This window comes from Geothrix limicola, assembly GCF_030268085.1.
GTDB lineage: Bacteria > Acidobacteriota > Holophagae > Holophagales > Holophagaceae > Geothrix > Geothrix limicola.
Genome location: NZ_BSDE01000001.1, coordinates 1242269 through 1263455, shown reverse-complemented (window position 1 = coordinate 1263455; position 21187 = coordinate 1242269). Strand labels below are relative to the sequence as shown.

The following is a 21187-nucleotide window of genomic DNA, read 5'->3' as shown; positions in this document are numbered from 1 at the left end:
TTCGCCGGAGGCCCGATGCGGTACCTGGTGGCCGTGCTGCTGCTGCTTTCGGGCTTCGCCTGCCGGAGGCCGACCACCCAGACGCCACCTCAGGCGCGGCTCATCGTGCGCTTCCTGGATCGCGATGCGGTCCTGGATCTGGCGGCTGCTCCCGCCGAAGGGAACTGGCACCTGATGAACGCGGGGCTCTGGGAGCCGCTGGACGTCCGCTGGAAACCAGGCGCGGGACCTCTGCGCATCGGGGCGGCGGTCGTCGGGCGCACGGCGCCGGACTGAGTGCTGCTGGAGGATCCCGCCCGGGAGGTCCACCGGATCGTCGTGCGGGGCCCGGGACCTGAGGCGCTCGCCCGCCGCAACGAGCGCATGGACCCAGAAGAACGCGATGCCCTGGCCGTCCTGGGGGTGCTGTGGGCCCTGAGTTGGGCCCGGCACTGATGCGTCGATCCAGTGCCGCAGGGGGCCCACTCGGCTAGAATGGCCCTTCCTTATCCGGCCCCACGGGCCCATTCGAAGAGGCATTCATGACGTCACATCCCCTGGTAGGCATCCTGATGGGTTCCAAGTCCGACTGGGAGACCATGCAACACACAGCCCTGACCCTGAAGAGCCTGGGCATTCCCTACGAGGCCCACGTCGCCAGCGCCCACCGCACACCTGAAAAGGTGGTGGAGTTCTGCAAGGGCGCCGAAGGGCGGGGCATGAAGGTGATCATCGCCGCTGCGGGCGGAGCGGCCCATCTGGCGGGCGTGTGCGCGAGCAAGACGCATCTTCCCGTGCTGGGCGTGCCGATGAAGGGCTGGGCCACCGAAGGCATGGATTCGCTGCTGTCGACCGTCCAGATGCCCTCGGGCATTCCCGTCGGCACCCTGGCCATCGGCAAGGCCGGCGCCATCAATGCCGCCCTGCTGGCCACGTCGATCCTGTCCCTGGGTGACACCGGCATCCGCGAGCGCTACCTGGCCTTCCGCGAGGCCCAGGTGGAAAAGGCCCTCAAGGACGACGATCTGGTCATGCCCTAAAGCGTCCCGCCCCGCGTTACCCTCCCCCGGGAGCCCTCCTGATGGAACGAGTACACCTCATCACCCTGTCGGATCGCGCCTCCCGCGGTGAGTACCAGGATCAGTCCACGCCGCTGCTCACCTCCTGGCTGAAGAGCCAGGGGGTGAAGACGGTGACCTCGGATCTGATGCCGGATGAACCCAGCCTGCTGGAGGCGGACCTCCGCAACGCGGTCGAAGCGGGCATGCCCCTCGTGCTCACCTGCGGGGGCACGGGGTTCGGAACCCGGGACACCACGCCCGAGGCCACACGGCGCGTCATCGAGCGGGAGGCTCCGGGCATCTGTGAGCTGATCCGCGCCAAGGGCGGACATCCTCTGGCCTTCGCCAGCCGGTCAGTCTGCGGGATCGCCGGCCACACGGTGATCCTCAACCTCTCCGGCCGTCCCGCCGCGGCCCTGGAGCAGATCCAGCTCGCATGGCCGCTGCTGGCGCATGCCGTCGCCGTCCTCCGCAAGGAAGGCGAGGCCGGAGGGCCCTGCACATGAAGGTCTGGGCCCGGATCAATCACGTGGGCTGGGTGCATCTCTGGCTCCGCCGCGAGGATTTCGAGGCGGCAGAGCCTTCGGCCCATTTTCTCAATGGCCGCAGCGACCCGAGATGGCTGGAGACGGAGCTGACGCCCGGGCAAAGGGCGCAGCTGCAGGCCGGGGAGCTGGTGGAGATCGAGGACCCAGGCTACTTTCCTGACGAAACGTAAACGGATCGGCCGGTCATCGGACGTAATGGTCCGATGGATCCCAGCCATGAGAAGGTTGAATACCGCGGCTGACGAGGCACTTCCATGACCGATATCCTCTCGAACCTTCGCACCCTGAACCGCCTGGTCGGGTACACCCCGCTCTTGGCCATCGACATCCGCTACAGGGGTCAGGCCCGCCGCATCTACGCCAAGAACGAGTGCTCCAATTTCACGGGCAGCATCAAGGACCGCATGGCCCTGCACATCCTGCGGAAGGCGCACCTGAGTGGCGTGCTCAGCCCCGGCGCGCCCATCGCCGAAGCCACCAGCGGCAACACGGGCATCTCCTTCGCCGCCCTGGGCCGGGCCCTGGGCCATCCCGTCACGATCTTCATGCCGGACTGGATGAGCCAGGAGCGCAAGGATCTGATCCGCTCCTTCGGCGCCCAGGTGCGCCTGGTGAGCGCCGCCGAGGGCGGCTTCCTCGGCTCCATCCGGCTGAGCGAGGCCTGGGCCGCGGAAACGCCCGGCGCTTTCCTGCCCCGGCAGTTCGCCAACGAGGCCAATGTGGAAGCCCACGCCACGACGACCGGGCCCGAGATCTGGGCGCAGCTGGCCTCCGAGGGCCTGAAGCCCCAAGCCTTCGTGGCCGGCGTCGGCACCGGCGGCACGGTGATGGGTGCGGCACAGTTCCTCAAGGGCATGGACCGCACCATCCAGGTGCATCCCGTCGAACCCTCCAATTCGCCCACCCTGCACACGGGCCACAAGGTCGGGAAGCACCGCATCCAGGGCATCTCCGACGAATTCATTCCCGCCATCGTAAAGCTCGACCAGCTGGACGAGATCCTTTCCGTGGACGACGGCGACGCCATCCTCATGGCCCAGAAGCTGGCCAGCCGGGGCCTGGGCGTGGGCATCAGCAGCGGCGCCAACTTCCTGGCGGCCCTGCAAGCCCAGGATCGGCTGGGTTCGGATGCGGTGGTGGTGACCGTCTTCAGCGACAGCAATAAGAAGTACCTGTCCACCGACCTCATGAAGGAAGAGCCCGTAAAGGAGGGCTTCCTTAGCCCCGACGTCGAGTTCCTCGGCATCGGGCAGGCCATTCGTGTCTGCGAAGTCTGCGTTCAGGGTAAGCTCGCGGGCTCGCACTGCGGCTGCTGAATCAGGCCTCTGAATCAACCTTCTGGCCGGGTTGGACGAGGGCTTCGAGGCGCTGGTACAGTGCCAGCAGGGTGCAGCTGAACCAGAGGTTCAACAGGCCGGTGGTCAGGTTGGAGATCCAGAAAGCCGGATGCTTCAGGCGCAGCATGGCGGGCGGGATCTGGTCCGGGTCCAGCGTGGGCAGGAAATGGCCCACGGCCCACGTGACGCCAAACAGGTAGACCAGACCCACGAGCATCATGGCGAGCACGGCCTGGACGATCCTGGGCCAGTGGCGCGCCATGGCGGCCTGGCTCCACTTCAGCGCCGGCAGCAGGCCATCTCCGCGCAGGAGCATGCGCAGGGGCGCCCATCCGAACACCGTCATGATCAGGACTCCGGGCACGACGAAAACGAGGATCCCGAGGCCGATGGCGATGCTCAGGCCCAGGCGTGCGAGGAAGGTCCGCAGCCAGCGGCCGTCGAAAGTCTCGTGCCACTGCTGGGCCGGATTGCTGGGCGCGTTGAGCCCCTCGGCGTCCAACTGGGCCTGGAGGCGCGGGATGAAATACATCTCCAGCGGCAACAGGCCCGCGAAGCCCAGGATGGGCTGGAGCAGCGGGTTGGGGCCTGCGCCCGCGGCCAATTCCAGGGCGGGCCCGAGTTGGGCCAGGCCCATGGCCAACAGGGCGAGGGCGAGGGCCAGGACCGGGTGGCGACGGAGCAGGGTGAAGCCTTCGCGGAGGGCGCCGAGGTGGGAGGGCAGGGGCGTACGCATCCTCCCAGCCTAGCTGGTGCGCTGGGCTATCATCATCGACATCATGGTGTACGAGACCCCCTGCCTCCTGGTGGCCAGCCCTGCGCTCCTGGACCCCAACTTCCTCCACAGCGTGGTGCTGGTGGTGGAACACGACGAGGAGGGCGCCCTGGGACTGATCCTCAACCGGCCGCTGCCCCTGGCTCTGGCCCAGGTGAGCGAGGAGGGCGGCATGGTCTATCACGGCTCCGAGGAGGCCATCGCCTGGCGGGGCGGGCCCGTGGATCCCCAGCGGGGCATCCTCCTCGTCCAGGGCGGCCTGCCCGAAGAAGAGGACACGGTGGTGGATCTCACCCACTTCGTCAGCCATCGCAAGGATCTGCTGGAGGCGCTGCTGGGCGATCCCGTGGCCCGCTACCGCCTCTTCCTCGGCTACGCGGGCTGGAGTCCCGGTCAGCTGGACCAGGAGCTGGAGTTGGGTGCCTGGACCCGCCGGCCCGTCGTCTCCGAATGGCTGCTGCATCCCGATCCCACGGGCCTCTGGCAGGTGGCCCTGGGCAGCGAAACCGGGGACTGATCTGAAGGCGGGTTCGCCGCATGCGCAGCATCGTGTGGTTCCGAGGCAAGGACCTGCGGGCGGCCGATCACGGGCCGCTGACCGAGGCCGCGGCTGCGGGCGACGTGATTCCGCTGTTCGTGCTGGATCCCCACTTCTTCGCGCCGGAACGGGCCCGGGACCTGCCGCATCGCATGCAGTTCCTGCTGGAATCGCTGAGGGAACTGGAAGCCAACCTGATGGGCCTGGGCTCGCGCCTGCTGGTGGTTCCCGGGCGCAGCGTGGAGGTGGTGCCCGCCCTGGCGGCCCGGTGGAAGGCGGATCGCGTCCTGGCCCACCGCTGGGTGGAGCCCTTCGGGCGCGAGCGGGACCGGCGCGTGGCCGAAGCCCTGGCGTGTGAGGGCCGGGCCCTCAAGCTGTTCGAAGGCGAAACCCTGCTGGTGCCCGGGAGCTTGCGGAACGGGCAGGGCGGCATGTTCCGGGTGTTCACGCCCTTCGGGCGGGCCTGCCAGGCGAGGCTGGACCTGGGACCGGCGCTGCCCGCGCCGCGCTCGCTCCCACCCTTGCCGGGGGACATCGAGGCCGAGGAGGTGCCCGTCCCGACGATGGAAGGGCTGGGCATGGTGGGGAACCCCCGACTCCAGGCCGGTGGTGAACGGGCCGGGCAGGCCCGCCTGGCGGCCTTCGCCGGAGGGCCGATCGCATCCTACGCGGTGGACCGCGATCGCATGGATCGGCCGGGCACCTCGCGCCTCAGCGCCGACCTGAAGTTCGGGACGCTCTCCGTGCGGACGGTGTGGCGGATCGCCGCCGAGGCGGGTGCCAGCGCGCAGAGCTTCCTCAACGAGCTGCTCTGGCGCGAATTCAGTCATCACCTGCTGTGGGAGTGGCCCGGGCTGTTGGAGCGCCCCTTCCGCCCCGAATTCGTAAGCTTCCCCTGGCGCGACGATGAATCGGCCTGGCAGGCCTGGGCCGAGGGCCGGACGGGTTATCCCGTGGTGGACGCCGCGGCGCGGCAGCTTAGGGCCGAAGGCTTCGTGCACAACCGGGCCCGCATGGTGACGGCGAGCTTCCTGACCAAGCACCTGCTGCTGGATTACCGGCGGGGGGAATCCCACTACCTGCACTGGCTGACGGATGGCGATTGGGCCCAGAACAACGCCGGGTGGCAGTGGAGCGCGGGTTGCGGATGCGACGCGCAGCCCTGGTTCCGGATCTTCAACCCGGTTTCGCAGGGCCAGAAATTCGATCCGGACGGGGCCTACGTGAAACGCTGGGTGCCCGAATTGGCTGAATGCCCGGCCGCCTTCATCCACGAACCCTGGAAGTGGTCCTCGGCCCAGCGGGGCGGTTCCGGTTATCCGGAGCCCATCGTGCCCCACGCCTGGGCCCGGGAGCGCTTCCTGTCCACGGCGAAAGGCCATCTGGGCCGGGTCAGGTCCTGATAGAGTGGAGTTGGAGTGCGTTTCTATTTCTTCTGCTTTTAATGACTTATGGGTAACTCATGCATACGGTTCGATTCGATGGCAAGACCCCGGGCGTGGCGGAATGCGACCGGGAGACGGCGCTGCTTGCGGCCAGCACCAAGGCCTCGGTGCCCCTGAACCACCGCTGCGGCGGCCATGCCCGCTGCGGCACCTGCCTGGTGACGGTGGTCGAAGGCGCCGAGCACCTCAGCGAGATGGGCGGCGCGGAAACCCGCGTCCTCCAGGCCCTGAAGGCGAACCCCGATCAGCGCCTGGCCTGCCAGACCTGGGCCCGGGGCGATGTGACGGTGAAGTACTAGCTAACCGTAATAGCTAACCGACGGGCCGCCGGCCCTCCATGGCCCGGTCCAGGGTGAGCTCGTCGGCGTATTCGAGGTCGCTGCCGATCGGCAATCCAAGGCCGATGCGCGTGGTGCGGATGCCGATGGGTTCGAGCATGCGGGCCAGCCAGCTGGCCGTGGCCTCGCCATCTACCGTAGGGTTGGTGGCCAGGATGACCTCCTGGATGGCGTGATCCTCCAGGCGCTTGAGCAGCTCACGGATGCGCAGCTGATCGGGGCCCACGCCGCGCAGGGGTGAGATGAGCCCGCCAAGCACGTGGTAGCGGCCCCGGAAGTGACCGCTGCGTTCGAAGCTGAGCACGTTGGAGGCCTCGGCCACGATGACGAGGCTGCCGGGATCCCGCCGCGGATCCAGGCAGATGGGGCAGGTGGGCTGGTCGGTGAAAGCGCCGCAGACCTGGCAGAAGCCCACCTTCTCGGCGGCCTGCTGCAGCTGGTGAGCCAGGTGAGCCATGGCCTCCGGCCCTTCCTTCAGCAGGTGCAGGGCCATGCGCTGGGCGGACTTGGCGCCCACACCCGGCAGCTTCTGGAGGCTTTCGACCACGGCCTCGAGGGGCGGCGGCAGTTTCATCGGCGGGTCCCCGTTCGGGCGAAAAGATTCACCACGGGGGCACGGAGAGCACTGAGGCCACACGGAGATGAAAGGGCCTTCTGCCTATTCTCCGAGTTTCTTCTCCGTGTCCTCAGTGTCTTCGTGGTGAATCCCATGTGAAATCTCAGAGTCCGAGGCCGGGCAGGTTGAGGCCGGCGCCCATGCCGCCCATCTGCTTCTTCATGGCTTCGTCGGTCTTGGTGGCCGCATCGCGGAAGGCCGCCAGCAGCAGGTCTTCGAGCATGGAGGGATCCTCGGGATCCATGGCGTCCTTGGCGATGGAGAGGCCCATCAGTTCCTTGGAGCCGTTGAGGGTCACCTTCACGAGCTCGCCACCGGCTGTGCCTTCGACGCGCAGGTTGGCCTGGGCTTCCGCCAGCTTGGCCTGCATCTGCTGAGCCTGTTTCATGAGGAAACGCATGTCCATGGAATCAACCTCCGGGTGGGATGTCTTGGGGAAGGGTGTGGTGGTGCAGGTGGGGCCAATGGATGCGCCGCAGCCGCTTGGCCAGCCAGAGCATGAAGAAGTAGCCGACGGGCAGCGCGAGGACGGTGCAGATGACCCCGCCGATGAGGTAGGACTTCAGGATGGGCCGCAGCATGGTCGTCATGGCCTCGAAGCCGCTCCAGGTCAGGAAGCTCCGCCAGCCGATCTCGTGCCATTGCACGCGGGCCAGGTTCCCGTGGGTGAAGTGGCCCCGCACCAGGTTCCCCACCCAGGTGGTCGCCGTGGCGATGGGCACCGTGGTCCACGGGTTGTTCACGAGCATGGCCATGATCATCAGGGGCCGGTGCAGGCGCCGGAAGATCACGCAGAACAGGAAGACCATGGCCGTGTGGAGACCCAGCAGCGGGTTCCAGGCGATAGAAAGGCCCAGGGCGAAGCTCCAGGCCACCTGCTCGGGGCTGAGCTCCGGGTGGAGGATGTGGGCCTTGAGGCCATTCCAAAGGCCCTTGGCCGGGGCAGGATGGGCGCTCGGTTGCGGCTGATCGTTGGGCTGGGTCATGGGGCGAAGTGGTCGAATCCGAGGTCCGGCAGGGCGCGCGGTGCTTTTCCATCATAGACGAGCAGAGGCGCAGGGCCCGACTCCACGGCGCGGCCCACGGGGATCAGCGCCTGACCGAGCCGGGCTTCGAGTTCCGATTGGGATAGGGAGCTTCCGAAGCATCGCGCGTAATCCTCCCCGCCTCGGAGGGCATCTTCGTCGAGGCTCGTATCCACGATGATGCTGAGGCCCGAGGCCTCGGCGAGGTTGTGGAGGTCACGGCTGAGGCCGTCAGACAGATCCAGGCAGGCGTGGACTTCTGGCAGGGCCGCGAGACGGGGCCCCAGTCCCAGGTTGGGGCTTGGGGAAAGGTGGGCCCGCAGATCGGGATCTGGATGCGAGGGATCCCAGCGCTGTCCGGCCTGCAGCTTGCGCAGGCCCCGCAGGCTGGCGCCGGGCCGCTGATCCACGAAGAGGTGATCCCCGGGCTGCAGGCCATTCCGTTTCAACCAGCGCGTGGCGAACCCGAAGGCGGTGAGGCCCAGGCCCAGGCCGGCGGGTCGGCCCACGGTGTCTCCACCCAGCACCTGCACCCCGGACGCGCGCGAGGCCTCGGCCAGTCCCTGCATGAAGGCTTCGAGCCAGGCCCCGTCGATTTCCGGTCCCAGGGCCAGGGTGAGGGTGTAGCCGAAGGGCCGGGCCCCGGAGGCGTCCAGATCCGAGAGGTTTACGGCCAAGAGCTTCTTCGCCAGCAGATCCGGCGGATGCCAGTCGAGGCGGAAATGCTGACCGGATTCCATGAGGTCCGTGGTCACCAGCAGGGTCTGACCCGGCGGCGTGGGCGGAAGGGCACCGCAATCATCCATAAGGCCGCCGCCCCCGGGGAGCAGATCCCGGATCCGGGCCAGGATTCCCGTCTCCTTCAAGCGCATGGCGACCTCCGTCACAAGTCCAGTCTCCCACGGCCCCGGAGGCCAGGCGATGCTTGGTCCCGGGCGGTGGGGGATGCTAGGTTGGTTAGTCCGCCCATGCCGGGCCCCAATTGAATCTCGAGGAGACGACCATGGCCATCACCAAAGTCTGGATCGAAGAAGGCTGCATCGTGTGCAACGCCTGCGAAGCCGAGTGCCCTGACGTCTTCCACGTCACCGATTCCAGCTGCAACATCAACGGCTCCGTGCGCGAAGACGGCGTGGATTCTGAGAACCGCGATGAGATGAGCGCCCTGTCCGGCAGCTTCGGCACGGATCTGGAAGCCAGCATCGAGGCCGCCGCCGCCGGCTGCCCCGTGGAAGTCATCAAGTACGAGAAGGCCTGAGTTATCGCTGAAACGGCAGGGCCGTTTCAGGTCGGAAAGGGCGCCGAAGGGCGCCCTTTCTGCGTTTTACCGCACTCGAAGTCCGGAATGGCTCCTAATCCTTGAGGCCCACGTTCACTTCGAATTCGCCGTGTTCGGTGCTGAAGGGGATGGCGATGCAGGGGACGTCGCCGCTGCGGCTGATCTTGTGGCCCTTGCCGACGACCACGGTGGGCACGGAAATGGAGAGGCTGAAGCCATCCTGGATGAGCAGGCGCCGGGCGTCGCCCACGACGATGTTGCCGATCTCGCCCACCGCGTCCTCGACGCTCTTGTCCAGGGTGGTGATCTCCTCCATGAGCATGTTGCTGGCGATGCGGCAGGCCAGGCTCACGGGGAAGCTGAGGATGATGGAGCCCGAGGTGTCCCCCGTGATGCCGATGATCGCGGAGATGTCATAGGTCGTGATGAGGTCTTCTTTCACCGACAGGCCCGCTTTTTCGGCCGTGATGCTGGCCATCATCTCCAGGCTGCGAAGGGTGGATTCGATGAAGGGATTGATGAAGGCGACGTTCATGGGGCCCCGGTCGGTTTGACTTTCCCTTGTTTCGGTCAAGGTTTCGGGGGGCATGACTTCTGGCATTGAGGGGGATGGGCACTGGGGTCACCATGGAGGATTCCCGGAGTTGCCCATGCTCACCCGCCTTCAGGCCGATCTGAAAACCGCCATGTTGGCCAAGGATGCCGCCCGCACCCAGGTGCTGCGCATGGCGCTGGCCGCCTACAAGAACGAGGCCGTGGCCAAGGGACTGGGCCCCCAGGGGGTCCTGCCGGAGGCCGAGGCCCTGGCCGTCTTCAAGCGCCTGGTGAAGTCCCGGGAGGACAGCGTCGCCCAGTTCGAAAAGGTCGGCCAGGCGGACCGGGCCGCCCAGGAGCGGGCAGAAATCGAAATGCTGAAGCCCTACCTCCCGGCCATGATCGAGGGCCCGGCCCTGGAAGCGGCCGTGAAGGCCGCCATCGCCCAGAGCGGGGCCACCTCCAAAAAGGACATGGGCCTGGTCATGAAGGCCCTCCAGGCTGCCCATGGCGGCGCCATCGACGGCAAGGCCGCCAGCGCCCTGGTGCAGAGCCTGCTGAACTAAAACCGCAAGTGAAACCGCGAATGACGCGAATGGGCGCGAATATCCCATTTGCGCGCCCGGAGGGCGATTCGCGTCATCCGCGATTCGCTTTTCACGCCAGAAGATCTAGGTCCTGGCCTAGGTTAGACTTGAAGGTTCGAGGCCCCGATGAAGCAATCCAAGCTCCTGATCCAGACCCTGCGCGAGACTCCGCGCGATGCCGACGTGGTGAGCCAGCAGCTCATGATGCGCGCCGGCATGATTCAGAAGGTGGCCGCGGGCATCTACAGCTACCTGCCGCTGGCCTACCGGAGCATCCGCAAGTTCGAGGAGATCGTCCGCGAGGAGCTGGCGAAGGACGGCTGCCAGGAGCTGCTCATGCCCGCGGTGCTGCCCGCGGAGCTGTGGCAGGAGAGCGGCCGCTGGAAGTTCTACGGCGATGAGCTGCTGCGCTTCTGCGACCGCAAGGCCAAGGCCGAGGTGGCCGAGCGCCGCGCCAAGGGCGAGAAGCCCGATGAGCGCGAGTTCTACAACTTCTGCCTGGGCCCCACCCACGAGGAAGTGATCACGGACATCGTCCGCAGGAATGTCCGCAGCTACAAGCAGCTGCCCATGAACCTTTTCCAGATCCAGACCAAGTTCCGCGACGAGCGCCGTCCCCGCTTCGGCCTCATGCGGGGCCGCGAGTTCACCATGAAGGACGCCTACTCCTTCCACGTGGATGACGCCTGCGCCGACCGCGAGTACTGGGCCATGTTCAATGCTTACAAGCGGATCTTCTCCCGCCTCGGCGTGAAGTTCCGGCCCGTGGAAGCCGACAGCGGCGCCATCGGCGGCAGCTTCACCCACGAATTCCACGTGCTGGCGGGCAGCGGCGAGGACGCCATCCTCAGCTGCGACGCCTGTGACTACACCTCGAACATCGAGAAGACCGAGGCTCCGGCCTTGCCCGCGGGTGATCACGGCGCGGCCTTCGAACTGAAGCGGGATCATTTCTGCACGCCGGGCATCGTCGGTCAGGTCGAGCAGGTGGCGGCCATGAAGGACGCCGAGCATGACGGCATGCCCATCGCCCAGACCAGCAAGTTCTTCCTCTACCGGGCCACCTTCGCGGACGGCACCACGAAGCTGGTGGGCGCCGTGCTGCGGGGCGATCACGAGATCAACCCCGTGAAGGTGAAGAACCATGTCGGCGCCGCCGAGATGGAACTGATGCCTCTCGACGAGGCCGAAGCCTTCACCGGCGCCAAGACCGGCTTCATGGGTCCCGTGGGCCTCAAGGACGTGGCGATCCTCGTGGACCGCAGCCTGGAAGGCGCGGTGAACCTCACCTGCGGCGCGAACCGTAGCGACTACCATCACTTCGGTCTGAGCCCAGCCCGCGATCTGCCGGGCTGCACCTTCACGGACCTGCGGATGGCCGCCGAGCACGACACCTGCACCCGCTGCGGCAAGGGCCACTACCAGGCCTTCCGCGGGATCGAAGTGGGCCAGGTCTTCAAGTTGGGCCTCAAGTATTCCACCTCCATGTCCTGCACCTTCCTCGACGAGCAGGGCAAGGAGAACCCCATGGTGATGGGCTGCTACGGCATCGGCATCACCCGCACGGTGGCGGCAGCCGTCGAGCAGAACTACGACACCGACGGCATCATCTGGCCCTGGCCCATCGCGCCCTACCAGGTGCACATCGTGTGCCTGGATCCGGCCAGCCCCGAGGTTTCAGGCGTCGCCTCCCAGGTGGAGAAGGATCTCGAAGGCGCGGGTTTCGAGGTGCTGCACGACGATCGTGAAGGCCTCAGCCCCGGCGCCAAGTTCAAGGATGCCGACCTGCTGGGCTTCCCCCTGCGCCTGACCGTGGGCGCCAAGGGCCTCAAGGATGGCATCGTCGAACTGCGCGACCGCCGCACGAAGGAAGTCGTCAAGCTCAAGCCCGAGGCCGCCGTGGCCGAAGTCTCCGCAGCCCGGGATCGCATCATGCAGGCGCTGGAAACCGCGGGAGGTCGCTGATGGCCGAAGGCCGGGTCCACCTCACCACCTTCATCGAAGGGGTGCTGGTCCATGGCCAGCAGACGCCCTTCGTCCTGCTCGTGCCCTCGCCCCACAGCCCCCACCGCGGCCTGCTCATGCCCGCCCAGATCCCCTGGTCGCCGGGCTTCCTGCCGACCTCCCTGCTCAACGCCCAGATCGAGGCGGCCTGGGGCATGCCCTTCCGCTTCGTGGACTCGTCGGTGCTGCCGGTGGTTTTCGACGAGCGCACGAGCCGCCTGCCGACCCCCTGGCTGCTGCGCCTCGAGGGTCTGGAAGGCCAGCAGCGCCTCTACCTGAGCCACCTGCTGCGCACCAAGGCACCCGAGGACATGCTGCCGCCGCCTCCTCCGGGCGGTCAGTGGTTCAGCGAAAAGGGCCTGCAGAATGCCGACCTGCTTCCCGGCGTCCGCCGCCTCTGCCAGTCTGCCCTGCAGGCAGTGATGGAGGGCTGAGGTTCCGAACTTTCCCTACAAATGAAAATCGGCGCCATGGGCGCCGATTTTCATGGGGGCTACGCCCAAAAAATCAGAACTGTTCGAAGGCGTTGAAGAAGTAGCTGACTTCGAACTGCGCGCTCTCGGGCTTGTCGCTGCCGTGGGTGGCGTTGCGGCCGATGTTGGCGCCGAAGCGCTTGCGGAGGCTGCCTTCGGCGGCGTTGGCGGGGTTGGTGGCGCCCATCAGATCGCGCCAGCGCAGGATGGCGTTCTCGCCTTCGAGCACCATGAGGGCGACGGGACCCTCGGTCATGAAGGCTTCCAGTTCGGCGTAGAAACCCTTGCCCACGTGCTCATGGTAGAAGCCCTGGCAGATGGCGGGCGTGAGGCGGGTCAGCTTGAGGCCCACGATCTTCAGGCCGCTCTGTTCGATGGCGGAGATGATTTCGCCGATGTGACCGTCCTTGACGGCGTCGGGCTTGACGATGGCAAAGGTGCGCTCAAGGGCCATGATTCCTCCAGAATCCAAACAATTAGTGTGCCTTGGACCGGTAACTTTCACAACCACGGACCCTTGGAGGCCGCCTCCAGTGCTGGGAAAAGGGGATCCATCACGCTACAATCAACGGTTTACGTGACTGGACGGCTGCATGATCGACAACCTCCTGAAGAAACTCATCGGCTCCAAGAACGATCGGGAGCTGAAGCGGCTGTGGGCCAAGGTGCAGGCCATCAATGTGCTTGAGCCCGAGATTTCCGCTCTGAGCGACGAGGCCCTGAAGGCCAAGACGCCCTACCTCAAGGAGAAGCTGGCCAACGGCGCCACGTTGGACGACATCCTGCCCGAAGCCTTCGCGGTCTGCCGCGAGGCCTCCAAGCGCGTGCTCAAGATGCGCCACTTCGATGTGCAGCTCGTGGGCGGCATGGCCCTGCACGAGGGCAAGGTGGCGGAGATGCGGACGGGTGAAGGCAAGACCCTTACCGCCACGCTTCCGCTCTACCTCAACGCCTTGGCGGGCCAGGGCGCCCACTTGGTGACCGTCAACGACTACCTGGCCCGGCGCGACGCCGAATGGATGGGCCGCCTCTACTCTTGGCTGGGCCTCAGCATCGGCATCATCCAGCACGGCCTCGACGACCAGCAGCGTCGAGACGCCTACGCCTGCGACATCACGTATGCGACGAACAACGAACTGGGCTTCGACTACCTGCGCGACAACATGAAGTGGGACCTCGCCGACTTCACCCAGCGCGGCTTCAACTTCGCCATCGTCGACGAGGTGGACAGCATCCTCATCGACGAGGCCCGCACGCCGCTCATCATCGCGGGCAGCAGCGAAGAGGACACTTCCAAGTATTTCCGCATCGATGCGGTCGTTCCCAAGCTGAAGGCGGAGGTCCACTACAAGGTGGACGAGAAGGACCGCCAGGTCATGCTGACGGACGACGGCATCCACCACGCAGAGCAGCTCCTCGGCGTGGCCAACCTCTACGACCCCACCAGCATCGAGACCCTGCACGGCCTCAACCAGGCCCTGCTGGCCCACAACCTCTACAAGCTGGACGTGGACTACATGGTTCGCCCCAAGGAAGACGGCAAGGGCATGGAAGTGGTCATCGTGGACGAGTTCACGGGCCGTCTGATGCCGGGTCGCCGCTGGTCCAACGGCCTGCACCAGGCCATCGAGGCCAAGGAGGGCGTCGAGGTCAACGCCGAGAACCAGACCCTCGCCACCGTGACCTTCCAGAACTTCTTCCGCATGTACAGCAAGCTGGCGGGCATGACCGGCACGGCCGAGACCGAGGCGACGGAACTCCACTCCATCTACAAGCTCGACGTCATCATCATCCCGACGAACATGCCCATGATCCGCAAGGACTTCGCGGACACGGTCTACTCAACACGAGTCGGCAAGAAGAAGGCCATCGTGGAGGAGATCCGCGACCTTCACACCAAGGGGCAGCCCGTCCTCGTGGGCACGGCCAGCATCGAAAGCAGCGAGGACCTGTCGGATGCCCTCAAGGCCGCGCGCATCCCCCACGTGGTGCTGAACGCCAAGCACCATGAACGGGAGGCCGAGATCGTGGCCCAGGCGGGCCGCAAGGGCGCCGTCACCATCGCCACCAACATGGCCGGCCGCGGCACGGACATCATCCTGGGCGGCAATCCCGAGGGCATGGCCCGCCTCGAAGCCAAGAAGAAGGACATTGCCCTCTACGACGAGGAAGGGCTCGAAACGGCCGAGTTCTCGGCCCTCGTCGAGCAGATGCGCCAGCAGACCGCGGCCGAGCACGAGGAAGTCGTTTCGCTGGGTGGCCTGCACATCCTCGGCACCGAGCGCCACGAAAGCCGCCGCATCGACAACCAGCTCCGGGGCCGCGCCGGCCGTCAGGGCGATCCCGGTTCCAGCCGCTTCTATCTGTCCCTCGAGGACGACCTGATGCGCATCTTCGGCGGCGACCGCATCAAGAACCTCATGGGCGCCATGGGTATGAACGATGACGAGCCCATCGAGGCCGGCATGGTCACGCGCGCCATCGAGCGCAGCCAGAAGCGGGTGGAAGCCCACCACTTCGAGATCCGCAAGCACCTGCTCGAATACGACGATGTGATGAACAAGCAGCGCATCTTCTTCTACGGACTGCGCACCGAGATCCTCAAGGGCAACACGAAGGACTACGTCTTGCGCGTGGCCGGCGAGATCGCCGAAGGCATCGCCAATGACTTCCTGCCCGACAAGGGCGAGCGCGACCTGGCGGGCTTCCGCGAGCGTGTGGAGCAGCTCTTCACCCTCGGCGGGCCCGAAGTGGAGGCCGTCGGTCAGATGTCCCAGGCCCAGGGCACCGAGGCCCTGACAAAGCTGGTTCAGAGCTATTACGAGGGCAAGGACGAGCGGCTGGGCGGCGAGGGCATGCGCAGCTACGAGCGCTGGTCCATCCTCCAGATCATCGACGCGGCCTGGAAGCGGCACCTGCTGGTTATGGATCACCTGAAGGAGGCCATCGGTTTCCGCGGCTACGGCCAGAAGGATCCGCTGGTGGAGTACAAGCGCGAAAGCTACGAGTACTTCGAGCAGATGCGCTTCGGCTACGAGGACGAAATCATCTCCTACCTCTTCCGCGTCGAACCCCAGCCCGCCTACGTGCCCGACGAGGAGTTCTTCCGCGCGCCGTCTGAGACCATCGAGCTCGGTCCCGACGAGCAGGGCAACCCACCCGACGGCATCCAGCGTGTCCTGCGGTTCACCGCCGGCGGTTTGGAAGACTGATTCGCCTTCTATCGTTCCATCCGAGAAAATCGTGGGGGGCCAAGCGGCCCCCCACGATTTTCTTGGGCAGGGCCTGGGCCCCTGATACAAACTAGACCCATGGAACTAATCGTCGTGACGGGACTCTCTGGGGCTGGCCGCCATTCAGTGCTGGGTGCGCTTGAAGACAGCGGGTGCACGGCCCTGGACAACGTGCCGCCGCGGCTGCTCGAACCCTTGTTGGAACTGGAATCCAAGCTGCAGCCGGGCCATGAGCGCCTGGTGGTGGGCATGGACATGCGCCAGCCTGAGTTCGTCCAGGAGTTCGGGCCGTTGATGGAGCGGGTGCAGGGCAGCAGTGTCCGCGTCCAGGTGGTCTTCGTCGAAGCCGCAGAAGATGTGCTGCTCCGCCGCTTTTCCGAAACCCGCCGCCCGCACCACCTGGCCCTGCTGGGGACCGCCGGCGAGGGCATCCAGCGCGAGCGGGAACTACTCGCACCCATCCGCGCCCTGGCCACCACGATCCTCGACACGAGCCACCTGAGCCTGTCCGAGCTTCGCCTTCGCATCGCGGCCCTGGTGCCCCAGCTGCCGGCCCGCAATACGGCCGTGCGGCTGTTGAGCTTTGGCTTCAAGCGCGGCGTGCCCGCGGATGCGGACGTGGTGCTCGATGCCCGCTTCCTGCCCAATCCCTTCTACGTGGAAGCCTTGAAGCCGCTCACGGGGCGGGACTGGCCCGTGCAGGAGTACCTGCTTGAATCGCACGAGTACCGCGAATTCCTGGAACGGGCCGAATCCTGGCTGCGCTGGTCCCTGCCGCTGGTACAGCAGGAGGGCCGCGCCTATCACACCCTCGCCATCGGCTGCACGGGCGGCCAGCATCGCTCCGTGGCGCTGGTGGAGATGCTGGCTCACCGGCTTCGGAACGATGTGGCCGCCCTGACCATCCGGCACCGCGAACTGGAGGGGTAATACGAACGAGGGGGACCGCCCGTTCGCTTCGCTCCCTCTGCGTCCCCCTCGTGCTCCCCGCGAGGTGTCCCGGCGAAGCCGGGACACCTCGTCTGCTTAGCCTTCGGTGAACACCACGCCGTGCCGGGCGAGATCCTCGCGGATGAAGTCCCAGGCGCCGGGCTGCTGGCCCACGAATTCCGGCGGGCTGATGCCCTTGCGGGAGTAGCCGCCCTTGGCCAGCAGGCGCACGGTGGCCGTGCAGGTGTAGCCCGTGGAGCGCGCCATGGAGGTGGTCTTCGTCGCGCGGTCGTAGCGGTCCAGGAGGTTCAGCTCCTTGCGCATGCGCTGGCCGCCCTTTTCGCCTTCGACGGTGACGCGCATGACGGTGAAGTCCTCATCGCCCTCCTCCATGAACCACATGGGGAAGAGCAGGGCCGTCGTCAGGTCGAGGGGGCTGACGGCCACGCCGCCCACCTGGATCTTCTCCTTGGAGAAGAAGCCGGATTCACGGAGCATCCGCATCTTCTCGATGTGGCCGGGGTAGCGGAGGGTCTTCTCCTTCATGTCCGGCACCTGGGGGAAGGTCTTGATGAGGCTTCGGAGGCCGTCCGTGTTGAAGGATTCGAGGGTGCCGAGGCCCGGGAAGTCGAGCAGTTCGGGCTCGGAGAGCGCGGGGAAGACCACGACCTTGCCATCCTTCACGTAGCGGGTCGGGCGCGTGTATTCCTCGATGACGTCGATGGGGCTGAAGCCGGCCTTGTATTCGTAGGGCCAGGTGCGGATCACGGGCAGGCCGCCCACCAGGCATTCGAAGGCGGTGATGCGGTCCCACTGCCGGGAGACATCGCCGAGGATCATGTTGTGGCAGCCCGGTGCCACGCCGCAATCCACGATGGCCGTGAGGTTCTGTCGCTTGGCCAGCGCGTCCAGCTCGAAGCAGTCCTCGTCGAAAAACGAGATGTCGACCAGCGGTTTTCCGGCCTCCAGCACGGCCTTGGCGGTGGCGAAGCCCATGAATCCCGGCACGGCACCTACGACGAGATCGGCGTCCGCCACGGCGGCCTTTACCCCGTCAGGCTTCGAAAGGTCGGCGGCGCGCGTGTCCAGGCCCACCTCGCGCATGCGCGCCAGGGCGGCCTCGGAGCGGTCCGCGACCGTGACCTTGAAATCCGTGGCCAGATCCCTGGCCATGGCGCCGCCCACGCGGCCGGCACCGAGAACGACGACATGGGTCATGGCTCACTCCTGAGGGCGACGCGGGGTCTCACCGCGAGGTAGACGGGAAGTCCCAGCGCCACGAGCACCAGACCGGGCCAGGAATAGCTGGGCCGGTAGAGGAACAGCGCGCCCACGATGGCCGTGGCCCCGAGGATGTAGAGGGCGGGCACCAGCGGATAGCCCCAGACACGTACGGGACGCTGCAGATCCGGCTGGCGCCAGCGCAGGAGGAAGACGCCGCCCACCGTGAAGATGTAGAAGAGGATCGTGGGCAGCATGACGAAATCCAGCAGCTGGCCGTAGGTTCCCGTCAGCGTGAGCAGGCAGGTCCAGAGGGCCTGGATCCAGAGCCCGAAGGCGGGCACGCCGTGCTCGTTGAGAGAAGCCGCGCTGGGGTAGAAGAGGCCGTCCTCGGCCATGCGCTGGTAGACCCGCGCGCCGGAGAGCACCAGTCCGTTCAGGCAGCCGAACATGGAGATGAGGATGCTGCCCGCCATGATGAGGCCGCCGCCCGAGCCCAGCAGGGCCTGCAGGGCCGCGCTGCCGACCCGGTCCTGGGGCGCGTTGGCGATGCCCGCGGGGCCGAGCACCTTGAGGTAGGCCAGGTTGGCCAGCACGTAGAGCCCGCAGACGAGGGTGGTGCCGATGAGCAGGGAGTATGGGATGGTGCGCTTGGGTTCCTTCACTTCGCCCGCGATGAAGGTGATGGAATTCCAGGCGTCCGCCGAGAACATGCTGCCGGTCTGCACGACGAGGAGGGCCGTGAGGAAGGGCAGGAAGGGCGAACCGTCCGCGGGCAGGAAGGGCGCCTGGGCCGCGGCCACCGGGGGTTTCAGCAACAGGCCCAGCAGCACGAGGGCCGCGAGGCCGCCGATCTTGGCGACGGTGAAGAGGTTTTGGATCCGCGCACCGAGCTTCACGCCGTAGAGGTTCACCATGCTGAGGAAGACGACGACGGCGACGCCCGAGAGGCGAGAGGGCGTCAGGCCCAGGTGGTAGGGGCCCACGCTGATGGCGTGATTGACCTTCATCAGGGGCACGTCCAGATGGGGGCCGATCCAGGCCGTGTCCGTGATGGCGGGGAAGAAGGTGCCCAAATACTTTCCGAAACCCACGGCCACGGCGGCGATGGTGCCGCATTCGATGACGACGAAGAAGGTCCAGCCGTAGAGGAAGCCCGTGGCGGCGCCGTAGATCTCGCGGAGGTAGGTGTATTGGCCGCCCGCCTGGGGGAAGAGTCCCGCCAGTTCGCCGTAGCTGAGGGCCGCGAAGAGGGTGAGCACCGCCGTGAGCCCCCAGGCCGCCAGGAGGAAGGCCCCGGAATGGCCGGTGCGTATCATGTCGGCCGCGACAATAAAAACGCCGCTGCCGATCATGGAGCCGGCGATGAGCATGGTGGCGGAGAACAGGCCGACGTGGCGACGGTAGCCGGGTGCAGTCATCGTTCCTCTGGGTAGATGGATCCACGCTACCACGGCATTCTGGAGTCATGGCGCGTTCCTCGGTCTCCCTTCGGCTCTTCGTGGCCATTGCCCTTCTGGCCATCCTCCCGGCCCTTGGTGGCTGGTGGGCCTGGAAGGGGCAGGGCCCCCTTCAGCGGGAGGCCACTGTCCTCGTCAAGAAGGGCATGAACATCAACCAGGTGGCCGACCAGCTCGAACGGGATGGCGTCATCCGCTCGGCCTCCCTGTTCCGCCTCTGGGCCCGGGCCCGCAAGCTCCAGCTCATCCGCGGCGAATATACCTTCACGGCTCAGGCCAGCCTGTCGGACGTGGCGGGCAAGCTGCGGCGCGCCGAGATCCACTACACGACCGTGTCGATCCCCGAGGGCGCCCACGCCTGGGCCGTGCAGCGGCGCCTGAAGGATTTCGTGCCGGAGGACGTGTTCTGGACGCTTTGGAAGAGTCCGCGGCTGGCCAAGACCGCCGGCTTCGAAGAAGCCGAAGATCTCGAAGGCCTGGTGGCGCCAGCCACCTACAAGCTGCACCATGCCATGGAGCCCGAGGAGATCATGCTCATGCTGGTGGAGGCCTTCCACGACCACGTGCGGCCCAGGCTCGACGGGGGCGTGCTGTCCCCCTACGACACGCTGATCCTGGCCAGCCTCGTGGAGAAAGAGACCCACATGGTGGAGGAGCAGCCCAAGGTGGCGGGCGTCTACAAGCACCGGCTCGACATCGGCATGCGCCTGCAGTGCGACCCCACCAGCCTCTACGCCCGCTGGCTCACGGGTGACCTGCGCTTCACCGCGCCGGTGCCCGAGGACATCCGGCGCGTCCACCGCTTCAACACCTACTCGGTGAGCGGCCTGCCGCCCACCCCCATCGCCATCCCCAGCGCCACCGCCATCGAGGCTGCGAAGGAGCCGCTGGAAGGGAAGGATCTCTACTTCGTGGCGACGGGGCGGGGCGGGCATACCTTCGCGCCCAGCCTGAAGGACCACAACCGGAATGTGGGCGCCTACCGGAAAGAGATCGCCCGGCAGAGACGGGCCGCCCGTGGCTAAGCTGCGGCTGGACCTGCTGCTGGTGAAGCTCGGCCTTTGCGACACCCGGGCCAAGGCCCAGGCGCGCATCCTGGCAGGCGATGTGCTGGTGGAGGATCGTCCCGTCACCAAGGCGGGCACTGCCGTCGATGAACACGCCGTCATCCGCCTGCGGGGCGAGGCGCTGCCCTTCGTCAGCCGCGGCGGCCTGAAACTGGCCGGGGCCCTGGATCTGTGGGCCATGGATCCGACGGGCCTCGTGTGCTTCGACGCGGGATCGAGCACCGGCGGGTTCACGGACTGCCTGCTGCAGCGGGGCGCGGCCAAGGTCTACGCGGTGGACGTGGGCACCAACCAGCTTCACTGGAAGCTCCGCAGCGATCCGCGGGTGGTGTCCATGGAGCAGATGAACCTGCGCACCTGGGATCCGGCGGCCATCCCTGAACGCTGCGCCCTGCTGGTGGCGGACCTGAGCTTCATCTCGCTACGCCTGGCCATTCCCCCGGTGCTGCCGAGCCTGTTGCCCCGTGCCGAAGCGGTGCTCTTGGTGAAGCCCCAGTTCGAGGCGGGGCGCGAGGACGTGGGCGCCGGAGGCATCGTGCGCGATGCGGCCGTGCATCGCCGCGTGCTGATGGAAACCTGGGCTTTCTTCGCGGGCACGGAACTGCGGCCGCAGGCCCTTGCCGTCAGCCCCATCAAGGGGGGTGAAGGCAACACGGAATTCCTCATGCGCCTGGCGCTGGGCCGCGAGGCCGGGGACCTGGGCTCCGCGCTGGCGAGTCTGGGCTTCTAATCAGGCC

General features: G+C 66.7%; 26 protein-coding genes. 17 read left to right on the top strand and 9 right to left on the bottom strand.

Translation table 11 applies throughout. The features are described 5' to 3' along the window. Positions 1 to 15 precede the first annotated feature (15 nt). The 6 genes from QSJ34_RS05500 (at position 16) to QSJ34_RS05475 (ending at position 2904) form a co-directional block, all read left to right on the top strand. A complete protein-coding gene (locus tag QSJ34_RS05500; protein ID WP_285571401.1) occupies positions 16 to 276 on the top strand; it encodes a hypothetical protein in 261 nt (86 codons plus the stop codon). Continuing rightward, positions 277 to 435: a hypothetical protein gene (locus QSJ34_RS05495; RefSeq protein ID WP_285571399.1), complete on the top strand. Its 159-nt coding sequence runs from the start codon at positions 277 to 279 to the stop codon at positions 433 to 435. An 86-nt stretch (positions 436 to 521) separates the two neighbouring features. Continuing rightward, entirely contained in the window at positions 522 to 1019 is a 498-nt protein-coding gene (gene purE / locus QSJ34_RS05490) for a 5-(carboxyamino)imidazole ribonucleotide mutase (protein WP_285571398.1), read from the top strand. Positions 1020 to 1060: 41 nt separating this feature from the next. Then, the gene (locus QSJ34_RS05485) at positions 1061 to 1546 is read left to right on the top strand and encodes a MogA/MoaB family molybdenum cofactor biosynthesis protein (RefSeq protein ID WP_285571396.1); all 486 of its coding nucleotides are present in this window, start codon (positions 1061 to 1063) and stop codon (positions 1544 to 1546) included. Next, positions 1543 to 1758 carry a hypothetical protein gene (locus QSJ34_RS05480; RefSeq protein ID WP_285571395.1) on the top strand — a complete coding sequence of 72 codons (216 nt, stop codon included), beginning with the start codon at positions 1543 to 1545 and terminating at the stop codon, positions 1756 to 1758. Before QSJ34_RS05485 ends, QSJ34_RS05480 begins: the two co-directional genes overlap by 4 nt. 84 nt (positions 1759 to 1842) lie before the next feature. After that, positions 1843 to 2904 carry a PLP-dependent cysteine synthase family protein gene (locus tag QSJ34_RS05475; RefSeq protein WP_285571393.1) on the top strand — a complete coding sequence of 354 codons (1062 nt, stop codon included), beginning with the start codon at positions 1843 to 1845 and terminating at the stop codon, positions 2902 to 2904. A 1-nt stretch (position 2905) separates the two neighbouring features. Here QSJ34_RS05475 and QSJ34_RS05470 read toward each other — a convergent pair whose 3' ends face one another. Further along, positions 2906 to 3661, bottom strand: a complete 756-nt coding sequence (locus tag QSJ34_RS05470; RefSeq protein ID WP_285571392.1) for a hypothetical protein — start codon at positions 3659 to 3661, stop codon at positions 2906 to 2908. A gap of 16 nt (positions 3662 to 3677) precedes the next feature. Here QSJ34_RS05470 and QSJ34_RS05465 point away from each other — a divergent pair, with 16 nt between their 5' ends. The 3 genes from QSJ34_RS05465 to QSJ34_RS05455 are packed head-to-tail and all read left to right on the top strand — an operon-like array spanning position 3678 to position 5982. Beyond that, positions 3678 to 4217 carry a YqgE/AlgH family protein gene (locus tag QSJ34_RS05465; RefSeq protein ID WP_285571390.1) on the top strand — a complete coding sequence of 180 codons (540 nt, stop codon included), beginning with the start codon at positions 3678 to 3680 and terminating at the stop codon, positions 4215 to 4217. A gap of 20 nt (positions 4218 to 4237) precedes the next feature. Further along, positions 4238 to 5641 (top strand): cryptochrome/photolyase family protein, encoded by a 1404-nt coding sequence (locus QSJ34_RS05460; protein WP_285571389.1) that lies wholly within the window; start codon positions 4238 to 4240, stop codon positions 5639 to 5641. A 59-nt stretch (positions 5642 to 5700) separates the two neighbouring features. Continuing rightward, the gene (locus tag QSJ34_RS05455; RefSeq protein ID WP_285571387.1) at positions 5701 to 5982 is read left to right on the top strand and encodes a 2Fe-2S iron-sulfur cluster-binding protein; all 282 of its coding nucleotides are present in this window, start codon (positions 5701 to 5703) and stop codon (positions 5980 to 5982) included. Between the two features lie 13 nt (positions 5983 to 5995). On the opposite strand, the gene recR is transcribed toward QSJ34_RS05455, so the two are convergent. The 4 genes from recR to QSJ34_RS05435 all read right to left on the bottom strand — a co-directional run bounded on the left by recR (position 5996) and on the right by QSJ34_RS05435 (position 8534). Further along, a complete protein-coding gene (recR, locus tag QSJ34_RS05450) occupies positions 5996 to 6595 on the bottom strand; it encodes a recombination mediator RecR (protein ID WP_285571385.1) in 600 nt (199 codons plus the stop codon). 145 nt (positions 6596 to 6740) lie between these two features. Continuing rightward, the gene (locus QSJ34_RS05445; RefSeq protein ID WP_285571384.1) at positions 6741 to 7043 is read right to left on the bottom strand and encodes a YbaB/EbfC family nucleoid-associated protein; all 303 of its coding nucleotides are present in this window, start codon (positions 7041 to 7043) and stop codon (positions 6741 to 6743) included. Between the two features lie 4 nt (positions 7044 to 7047). Further along, positions 7048 to 7623: a DUF2062 domain-containing protein gene (locus QSJ34_RS05440; protein ID WP_285571383.1), complete on the bottom strand. Its 576-nt coding sequence runs from the start codon at positions 7621 to 7623 to the stop codon at positions 7048 to 7050. Next, complete coding sequence (locus tag QSJ34_RS05435) at positions 7620 to 8534, bottom strand: thiamine-phosphate kinase (protein WP_285571381.1); 915 nt, start codon at positions 8532 to 8534, stop codon at positions 7620 to 7622. Before QSJ34_RS05435 ends, QSJ34_RS05440 begins: the two co-directional genes overlap by 4 nt. A 131-nt stretch (positions 8535 to 8665) precedes the next feature. On the opposite strand from QSJ34_RS05435, the gene QSJ34_RS05430 reads away from it, so the two are divergent. Beyond that, positions 8666 to 8920, top strand: coding sequence for a ferredoxin (locus QSJ34_RS05430; RefSeq protein ID WP_285571379.1), 255 nt, complete (start codon positions 8666 to 8668; stop codon positions 8918 to 8920). A gap of 94 nt (positions 8921 to 9014) precedes the next feature. Here QSJ34_RS05430 and QSJ34_RS05425 read toward each other — a convergent pair whose 3' ends face one another. Next, positions 9015 to 9476: a chemotaxis protein CheX gene (locus QSJ34_RS05425; RefSeq protein ID WP_285571378.1), complete on the bottom strand. Its 462-nt coding sequence runs from the start codon at positions 9474 to 9476 to the stop codon at positions 9015 to 9017. A 115-nt stretch (positions 9477 to 9591) separates the two neighbouring features. Between QSJ34_RS05425 and QSJ34_RS05420 the strand changes: the two genes are divergently transcribed. The 3 genes from QSJ34_RS05420 (at position 9592) to QSJ34_RS05410 (ending at position 12500) form a co-directional block, all read left to right on the top strand. After that, positions 9592 to 10041 carry a GatB/YqeY domain-containing protein gene (locus QSJ34_RS05420; protein ID WP_285571377.1) on the top strand — a complete coding sequence of 150 codons (450 nt, stop codon included), beginning with the start codon at positions 9592 to 9594 and terminating at the stop codon, positions 10039 to 10041. 147 nt (positions 10042 to 10188) lie between these two features. Then, positions 10189 to 12027, top strand: coding sequence for a proline--tRNA ligase (gene proS, locus QSJ34_RS05415; protein ID WP_285571374.1), 1839 nt, complete (start codon positions 10189 to 10191; stop codon positions 12025 to 12027). Next, positions 12027 to 12500 carry a hypothetical protein gene (locus QSJ34_RS05410; RefSeq protein ID WP_285571371.1) on the top strand — a complete coding sequence of 158 codons (474 nt, stop codon included), beginning with the start codon at positions 12027 to 12029 and terminating at the stop codon, positions 12498 to 12500. Before proS ends, QSJ34_RS05410 begins: the two co-directional genes overlap by 1 nt. A 73-nt stretch (positions 12501 to 12573) precedes the next feature. Here QSJ34_RS05410 and ndk read toward each other — a convergent pair whose 3' ends face one another. Then, positions 12574 to 12993 carry a nucleoside-diphosphate kinase gene (gene ndk, locus QSJ34_RS05405; protein WP_285571367.1) on the bottom strand — a complete coding sequence of 140 codons (420 nt, stop codon included), beginning with the start codon at positions 12991 to 12993 and terminating at the stop codon, positions 12574 to 12576. A gap of 139 nt (positions 12994 to 13132) precedes the next feature. On the opposite strand from ndk, the gene secA reads away from it, so the two are divergent. Together secA and rapZ are read left to right on the top strand one after the other, a co-directional pair. Then, a complete protein-coding gene (gene secA / locus QSJ34_RS05400) occupies positions 13133 to 15751 on the top strand; it encodes a preprotein translocase subunit SecA (protein ID WP_285571364.1) in 2619 nt (872 codons plus the stop codon). Positions 15752 to 15850: 99 nt separating this feature from the next. Further along, positions 15851 to 16702 (top strand): RNase adapter RapZ, encoded by an 852-nt coding sequence (gene rapZ, locus QSJ34_RS05395; RefSeq protein WP_285571361.1) that lies wholly within the window; start codon positions 15851 to 15853, stop codon positions 16700 to 16702. A gap of 96 nt (positions 16703 to 16798) precedes the next feature. Here rapZ and QSJ34_RS05390 read toward each other — a convergent pair whose 3' ends face one another. Continuing rightward, on the bottom strand, positions 16799 to 17920 hold the full coding sequence (locus QSJ34_RS05390; protein WP_285571358.1) for a saccharopine dehydrogenase family protein: 1122 nt from the start codon (positions 17918 to 17920) through the stop codon (positions 16799 to 16801). Beyond that, positions 17917 to 19344 carry an APC family permease gene (locus QSJ34_RS05385; RefSeq protein WP_285571353.1) on the bottom strand — a complete coding sequence of 476 codons (1428 nt, stop codon included), beginning with the start codon at positions 19342 to 19344 and terminating at the stop codon, positions 17917 to 17919. The genes QSJ34_RS05390 and QSJ34_RS05385 overlap by 4 nt, the downstream gene beginning before the upstream one ends. A 47-nt stretch (positions 19345 to 19391) precedes the next feature. Between QSJ34_RS05385 and mltG the strand changes: the two genes are divergently transcribed. Next, a complete protein-coding gene (gene mltG, locus QSJ34_RS05380; protein WP_285571348.1) occupies positions 19392 to 20408 on the top strand; it encodes an endolytic transglycosylase MltG in 1017 nt (338 codons plus the stop codon). After that, positions 20401 to 21180, top strand: coding sequence for a TlyA family RNA methyltransferase (locus QSJ34_RS05375; protein ID WP_285571345.1), 780 nt, complete (start codon positions 20401 to 20403; stop codon positions 21178 to 21180). The genes mltG and QSJ34_RS05375 overlap by 8 nt, the downstream gene beginning before the upstream one ends. Positions 21181 to 21187: the final 7 nt, after the last annotated feature.